Below are 7,200 nucleotides of genomic sequence, written 5' to 3'. Positions count from 1 at the left end.
ATTAAAAAATGGATATGTTTTGAAAATAATGTAAACTCTCTAATAAATAATTTTTTAAACAACTCTCGTCTGAAATATCTCAATTTTTCGTACTTTTGAAAAATGGGGTTATCAGAGGAGACTCATGGGTCAAATGATGAAACAACTGGAATATTTGAGCAAGGAAGAGCTGTTAAAACGGTTTGTTTCGCTGGAATTTAACCGCTTCTCCGATTATGGAAACGAAGCAGAAGACTTAAATGAAGCGCTTCATCGGGAAGAAAAATCAACGCAAAGACAGAACAAAAAACAAGCCCAAAAAACCGGAAAACGTATTCGTTTAAAACTGAATATCGGTGGACGCCAGGGTATAGATACACGGCGTTTTTTGGGGATATTCAACGAAATGGTCGGCGATAAATCCATCAATATCGGTTCGATTGAAATTACCAAAAAGTTTACTTTTTTTGAGGTGTTTGCCGATCAGACAGCCAAAGTAATAAATGCATTTGCTTCGAATCCCGGAATAGAAATCTGTGAAGTAAAACGCGAAAAGCAACATGGACGGTTATTTGCATGAAAAATAACCGTTCGAACACGCTGACAAGCGGATGGGTACAAAAAACTTGTGCCCTGCATATTTAATAATCTCAGCCAAAAAAATTTGTTTTTAGAGAACAAATTTTTATCTTTGCAACAAATAATAAGGGGAAGAAGGAGGGTTCCGGTCTCGAAATATTAGACCGGAATTCTTTTTCTTACTTTTTTAGCGATAAATAATCAATAAACCATTCATCAATTTATTAAAAAGAAGATTTTACTATGGCAGTTACTTACATGACCGAAGAAGGATTTCGGAAACTAAAAGAAGAATTGGCATACATGGAATCTGTACAAAGACCCGAAATATCCCGCCAAATCGCAGAGGCCAGGGATAAAGGAGACCTTTCTGAAAATGCCGAATACGATGCTGCAAAAGAAGCCCAGGGAATGCTGGAAGCTAAAATTGCACAAACAAAAGCATTGATTGCTTCGGTGCGTCTGATCGATGAAAATTCCATCAGTACGGAAACAGTGCAGATCATGAACAAAGTGACCATTCGTAACGTGAAAACAAAAAAAGAAATGACCTACACACTGGTTTCGGAAAGCGAAGCTGACTTGAAAAATGGGAAAATAGCGGTGAACACACCCATCGCGCAGGGATTGTTGGGAAAAAAAGTTGGCGATATTGCCGAAATTAAAGTTCCATCAGGACAAATGACGTTTGAAGTATTGAATATTTCGATCTAAAAAAGGAATCATCATGTCAACTATTTTCAGCAGAATTATTGCAGGGGAAATCCCTTCCTATAAAGTAGCCGAAAATGACAAGTTTTTTGCTTTTCTCGATATCAACCCCCTGGCAAAAGGCCATACACTGGTAGTTCCCAAACAGGAAATCGATTACATCTTTGATCTGGATGACACCATGCTGGCCGACATGATTCTTTTTGCCAAAAAAACGGCTAAAGCCATCGAAAAATCCATCCCCTGCAAACGCGTGGGAATGATGGTAATCGGCTTGGAAGTACCTCATGCGCACATTCATCTCATTCCTATCCAAAAAGAAAACGACATGAGCCTGGCAAATCCACGTTTGAAATTATCGGAACAGGAGTTCAAAGAAATTGCGGAAGCTATCGCTCAAGCATTCTCTTCATCCGCTTCAGCTGATAAATAAAAGTTAAGGCGGCAACCACAAAGGCGATGAAATCGGCAACCGAAAGGCTGAGAAAAACGCCATCGACTCCCAAAAAATCGGGAAGAATGAGCAAAAGCGGGAGCAAAAAAATCAGTTGCCGACTTAGCGAAAGAAAAATGGATATTTTTACTTTACCTATCGACTGAAAAAAATTACTGATAACAATTTGTGCACCGGCAAGAGGAAACATGGCAATGGCTATGCGCAATCCTCTTGCCGAAATGTTTATCAGCTCTCTATCGGTTGTGAACATTTTCACAATGAAATGGGGAAACAATTCCGATACCAGAAATCCGAAGGTCATCACCGATACACCCCACAACAACGCATATTTGAGCACTTCAAATGTGCGGGCAATTTCCTTTGCTCCGTAGTTGTAACCGGCTATGGGCTGCATGCCCATGGTTAATCCTACCACAACCATGATAAACAGTGTAATGATGCGGTTGATGATGCCATATGCTCCCACCGCCAAATCGCCTCCGTGTTTCATCAAACCGACATTGATAAAGAAAACGACCAAACCCAGACACAAATTCATCAGAAACGGAGAAATGCCAATGGACAGCATGCTTTTTGTTGTCTTGAACGACAGTCGGTGAAATCCTTTGTTGAAATGTATGTAACTCTTTTTATCGAGGAAATGCAACAATACCCAAATCAATCCCAACAGTTGGGCAAGCACGGTAGCCAAAGCCGTTCCCTTCATCCCCCATTCGAAAACGAAAATGAAAAGAGGCGCCAATATCACATTCAGTCCCACACTAAAAAAGGAAGACATCATGGCTTTGAGTGGATACCCGCTCACCCGCATGATGTTGTTAAGCGCAATGAAAACGAAGATGATGGGTGTGCCCCATAGATAAACCGACATAAAATCGCGGGCATATGGCAGCAGGGCATCGCTTGCACCGAAAGCCCTTAGTATAGGATCGAGAAAGCAATAAGTTATACCTGCCAGTAAAAGGGCATTTACGGTATTGAGAAGGGTTACGTGTCCCAAAATACTTGAAGCTCCTTTTTCATCTTTTTTTCCAAAACGAATGGATGTGAGTGTAGCTCCACCTATTCCTATCAATGTGGAAAATGCCGACAAAATGTTCATGACCGGAAAAGTAATGGCCATACCCGAAATGGCAAGTGCTCCGATTCCATGCCCGATGAAAATACTGTCTACAATATGATAAAGGGAAACGATAACCATACCAACAATGGCCGGAAGAGAATATTCGATGAGCAGTTTTTTGATATCGCTCTCTCCCAACAAATGCGGATTACCGGTTATGTTTTCCCGAAGAGTTTCAGTCACGCTGTCTTTTTCTTCTTGATCTCACACATCGAACACCCGTTGCAGTAAGGGGACTCTCTTTTCACGAAGAAAAATCGAAAGATTTCGTATCCCAATTTTACCCCAACAGCAATACCGATAAGAATAACGATGATAAGTTGTGCATCCATGTTTATGAAACAATTATCGCGTAAAGAAAGTTTTGAAACGTTGTTTTTATATCCATAAATTCCCTATCCAATGTACCAGAAAAGCAACCATCCACGCCAGTCCGGTGGAATAAAAAATGCTGAAGAGTGCCCATTTCCATGATCCCGATTCTTCCTTTATGGCCGCAATGGTGGCAATGCACGGGAAATAAATAAGAACGAAAAGCAAGAAACCGAGGACAACAAGCGGAGTGAAGACGGGTGTACCATCCGCATGTGTTTCAGCAAGCAACCGTTGCTGAAGCGAAGCCTGATTTGAGTCATCTCCGGTATACAAAACGCCCATCGTACTAATAACAATCTCTTTGGCCGCCATCCCCGAAAGCAGGCTTACCGATATTTTCCAGTCGAATCCCAACGGACGCATCACGGGTTCGATGCATTTACCGATCTGCCCGATATATGATTGTTCCTGATGTTCTGCAACACGATCTTCCGCGAGAGAAGGATTTTGCGGGAAATAGCCTAAAAACCAAATAATGATGGAGGCAATGAGAATCGGTCCACCAATTTTCTTGAGATACTGATACGACCGATCCCACATGTGAATCACCACCGATTTGAAGGTGGGCAATCGGTAAGGGGGTAATTCCATCACAAAGGGGGTGTCTTCTTCCTTAAACAGGAACCTGCGAAACAGACGTGCCGAAAGCACGGCTAGCAAAATTCCGGTGGCGTATAATCCCAACAGCACCAACCCGGCATAACGACTGAAAAACGTTCCTGCAAAAAGAAGATAGACCGGAAGCCGTGCACTACACGACATGAAAGGAACAATCAGCATGGTAATCATGCGGCTGTTGCGGCTTTCGATGGTGCGAGTGGACAAAATGGCAGGAACATTGCAACCAAAGCCCATAAGAAGGGGAATAAACGATTTTCCATGCAGCCCCATCTTGTGCATCACTTTGTCCATGATAAAAGCCGCTCGCGCCATGTAACCCGAATCTTCCATAAAAGCAATAAACAAGTAGAGAATGACGATGTTGGGCAAGAAAACGATCACTCCTCCCACCCCGCCGATGATGCCTTCGACAAGCAAGTCTTTCAACGGGCCGTTTGCCATGTTCGAACGAATGAAATTACCGGTTGTATCCACTAACCATTCAATACCTTGCATGGGATATTCGCCCAGCCTGAACGTAGCTTCAAACATAATCCACATAAACAGAAAAAAGATGGGGAAGCCAATATATTTGTTCGTTACAATGGCATCCAGTATGCGGGTTTTGTTGTGAATATTTGACTTTTCGATCAAGGTTTCTTTGAGTGCTCCTTCGATGAAGCCGTAACGAGCATTGGCAAAAGCAGACTCGGCATCCTCGCGCAGCAGCTTCTCAATGTATACCCGTTCTTTGTCGCGACAGGCAAATATTTCATCGCGCTTTGATAGTCCTCCGATCATTTCCTCTATCTCCTTATCGCCTTCAAGCAGTTTGATACAGAGATACCGCAACGGGAGATGCAGCCATGAAATATCCACATTGGTAAATTCCCGCTCCATGAGTTCGATGGCTCTCTCGAGCACCCTTCCATAAGGGATGCGTGCCTGCTCCCTTTTGTCTTCCCCTTCGTATTTTTTAATTACCTCGTCAAGTAGTTCGGGAATGCCCTGACCGCGCTTTGCTACAGTAGGAACAATAGGGATACCGATCATTCTAGACAACGCGAGATAATCGAATGTGCTACCACTCTGTTCCAATTCATCGTACATATTGAGGGCAATAACCATCGGAACCCCCATATCCATCAACTCCGTCGTCAGATACAAATTCCTTTCCAAGACCGATGCACCCACCACGTTGATGACCATATCGGGTTGTTCTTTCACAAGATAGTTACGTACATAGCGTTCCTCTGGTGTATAGGCAGATAAGGAATAAGTTCCGGGCAAATCGACGAGCTCTATGGTGTAGTCCTTGTGATAAAACCTGCCGATTTTGGAATCGACAGTTACCCCACCGTAATTGCCCACATGTTCGTGAGCACCGGAAGCAAGATTGAACAAAGATGTTTTCCCGCTGTTGGGATTCCCAACAAGAGCAACTCTAATGAAGCGATGCGATGAATCGTGATGAAAATGCCCTCTCCTTCTTCTCTGCCTTCTATTGTATTCAGGCTGCATGTGTTCGGCCAAAACATCCGGTTCTTCTTTTTCTGTCTGTCCTGCCGGGAAAGACAAGACATCTTCTTCGAGCATGGATATTTCGATCATTACGGCTTCGCTGCGACGCAACGATACTTCATAACCCATAATGCGGTATTTGATGGGATCTTTAAGAGGGGCATTGAGAATGGACTTCACTTCTTCTCCACGTACAAATCCCATTTCCAAGAGGCGTTTTCTGAATGCACCACTGCCATGCACTTTCAGGATGTATGCCTTTTCGCCGGTTGGGAGTTCAGAGAGACGCATATTTAATAAAATTCCGTATAGCCGATTTTTCGATTCGAAATGCAAAGATGGGCATTTTTTGCTTAAGAAAAACATTTTCTGTGTAAATTATTTATAATTGTTTTAAATAATAATCGACATTACTTATACCGATTATTGACAAAGGCTGTAATAAATCGAAAAATATCCTGTAAATTTGTAAGAAATAAAACAAAAAAATGGACTGGATTCAACTGCTCTCGATTAAACGCTTTGGTCTCGAAAACTACCGAAGTGAGAAAAAACAGGAGCGTACGGAATACCAACGAGATTATGACCGGTTGATTTTTTCGTCGCCTTTTCGACGTCTTCAAAACAAGACACAGGTCTTTCCTCTTCCGGGAAGCATTTTTGTGCACAACCGACTGACACATAGTCTGGAGGTTTCGAGTGTGGGTCGCTCTTTAGGTGAATTGGTTGGACGTGAACTTCGAAAAAAATATCCTTACTCACCGGCTCATTTCGAAGAAATCGCTTCCATTGTTTCGGCTGCTTGCCTAGCGCACGATTTGGGCAACCCTCCTTTTGGTCATTCGGGAGAGAAGGCCATATCGACATTCTTCTCTGAGGGAGAAGGCCGTAAACTGAAAGCAGAAGTGGAAGCCGAAGGAGGCAGGTGGAGCGATTTCACCTGTTTCGAAGGCAATGCCAATACCCTAAGGTTGCTGATGCATCAGTTTCAGGGACGAAGACGTGGCGGCTTTGCTCTCACGTATTCTACGCTGGCCTCCATTGTTAAATACCCCTTCTCATCGGAACTGAGCGGAGGAAAAAACAAATTCGGTTTTTTCGCTTCGGAAGAAGACGAATATCGAATCATTGCCCACGAACTCGGCATCACATGCATCAATGAAAATCCGGTCAAATTCATGCGTTATCCTCCGGTTTATCTGGTAGAAGCTGCCGACGATATCTCTTATCAGATCATGGACATTGAAGATGCACACAAACTTCATCTGGTAACTACCGAAAAAACCATCGATCTGCTATTCGGTTTCTTCGATGAAGAACAACGTTCCCATTGTGAAAAGAACCTCAACATGGTAAGCGACGTAAATGAGCAGATTGCTTATCTGCGGGCAAATGTAATCGGTTTGCTGGTAAACGAATGTGCGAAAGTATTTCTGCAAAACGAGGAGTCGATTCTTGCCGGTGAAGAACAAAAAGCACTTATCAAAAACATTTCAGATAAAGCTAAAAATGCCTACCTGAACTGTTCGAAATTTGCTGCCGAAAATATTTATCGGTCGAAAGACGTGCTGGATATCGAACTCGCCGGTTATCGCATCATTGGTTTTCTGTTGGAAAAATTTGTGAATGCCGTACAAACACCCTCGCATGTATATTCCCGACTTTTGTTGGGGCGGATACCGGATCAATACGAAACCTGCGCTTCATCGTTATACGGAAAGATCCAATCCATCATCGATTATATATCGGGAATGACCGATTTGTATGCATTGGATTTGTACCGGAAAATAACAGGCATGGGGTTGCCGGAAATTTAAATTCAAAGTAATAAATTGATATTTTGAAAATAATTTTT

At 42.8% G+C, this 7,200-nt stretch carries 6 protein-coding genes; 4 read left to right on the top strand and 2 right to left on the bottom strand.

From position 1 onward, the window contains the following. Nucleotides 1-133: 133 nt before the first annotated feature. From OLM34_RS09815 to OLM34_RS09805, 3 genes are all read left to right on the top strand, one after another. Complete coding sequence (locus tag OLM34_RS09815) at nt 134-559, top strand: DbpA RNA binding domain-containing protein (RefSeq protein ID WP_264406987.1); 426 nt, start codon at nt 134-136, stop codon at nt 557-559. 242 nt (nt 560-801) lie between these two features. Beyond that, nucleotides 802-1,272 (top strand): transcription elongation factor GreA, encoded by a 471-nt coding sequence (greA, locus tag OLM34_RS09810; RefSeq protein ID WP_264406986.1) that lies wholly within the window; start codon nt 802-804, stop codon nt 1,270-1,272. Between the two features lie 13 nt (nt 1,273-1,285). After that, nucleotides 1,286-1,702, top strand: a complete 417-nt coding sequence (locus tag OLM34_RS09805; RefSeq protein WP_264406985.1) for an HIT family protein — start codon at nt 1,286-1,288, stop codon at nt 1,700-1,702. Here OLM34_RS09805 and OLM34_RS09800 read toward each other — a convergent pair. Together OLM34_RS09800 and feoB are read right to left on the bottom strand one after the other, a co-directional pair. After that, the gene (locus OLM34_RS09800; protein ID WP_264406984.1) at nt 1,659-3,032 is read right to left on the bottom strand and encodes an MATE family efflux transporter; all 1,374 of its coding nucleotides are present in this window, start codon (nt 3,030-3,032) and stop codon (nt 1,659-1,661) included. The genes OLM34_RS09805 and OLM34_RS09800 overlap by 44 nt on opposite strands. A 195-nt stretch (nt 3,033-3,227) precedes the next feature. Further along, nucleotides 3,228-5,636 (bottom strand): ferrous iron transport protein B, encoded by a 2,409-nt coding sequence (feoB, locus tag OLM34_RS09795; RefSeq protein WP_264406983.1) that lies wholly within the window; start codon nt 5,634-5,636, stop codon nt 3,228-3,230. Nucleotides 5,637-5,833: 197 nt separating this feature from the next. On the opposite strand from feoB, the gene dgt reads away from it, so the two are divergent. Beyond that, nucleotides 5,834-7,162, top strand: a complete 1,329-nt coding sequence (dgt, locus tag OLM34_RS09790) for a dGTP triphosphohydrolase (protein WP_264406982.1) — start codon at nt 5,834-5,836, stop codon at nt 7,160-7,162. The last annotated feature ends 38 nt before the right edge of the window (nt 7,163-7,200 follow it).

Origin of the sequence: Anaerorudis cellulosivorans, from assembly GCF_025943985.1 — a bacterium.
Lineage (GTDB): Bacteria > Bacteroidota > Bacteroidia > Bacteroidales > Dysgonomonadaceae > Anaerorudis > Anaerorudis cellulosivorans.
This window is presented reverse-complemented; position numbering and strand designations above follow the sequence as displayed.

Excerpts from the sequence above, each read along its gene's own strand:
- OLM34_RS09815 (WP_264406987.1), top strand. The coding sequence starts at position 134 with ATGATGAAACAACTGGAATATTTGAGCAAGGAAGAGCTGTTAAAACGG.
- greA (WP_264406986.1), top strand. The coding sequence starts at position 802 with ATGGCAGTTACTTACATGACCGAAGAAGGATTTCGGAAACTAAAAGAA.
- OLM34_RS09805 (WP_264406985.1), top strand. The coding sequence starts at position 1,286 with ATGTCAACTATTTTCAGCAGAATTATTGCAGGGGAAATCCCTTCCTAT.
- feoB (WP_264406983.1), bottom strand. The coding sequence starts at position 5,636 with ATGCGTCTCTCTGAACTCCCAACCGGCGAAAAGGCATACATCCTGAAA.
- dgt (WP_264406982.1), top strand. The coding sequence starts at position 5,834 with ATGGACTGGATTCAACTGCTCTCGATTAAACGCTTTGGTCTCGAAAAC.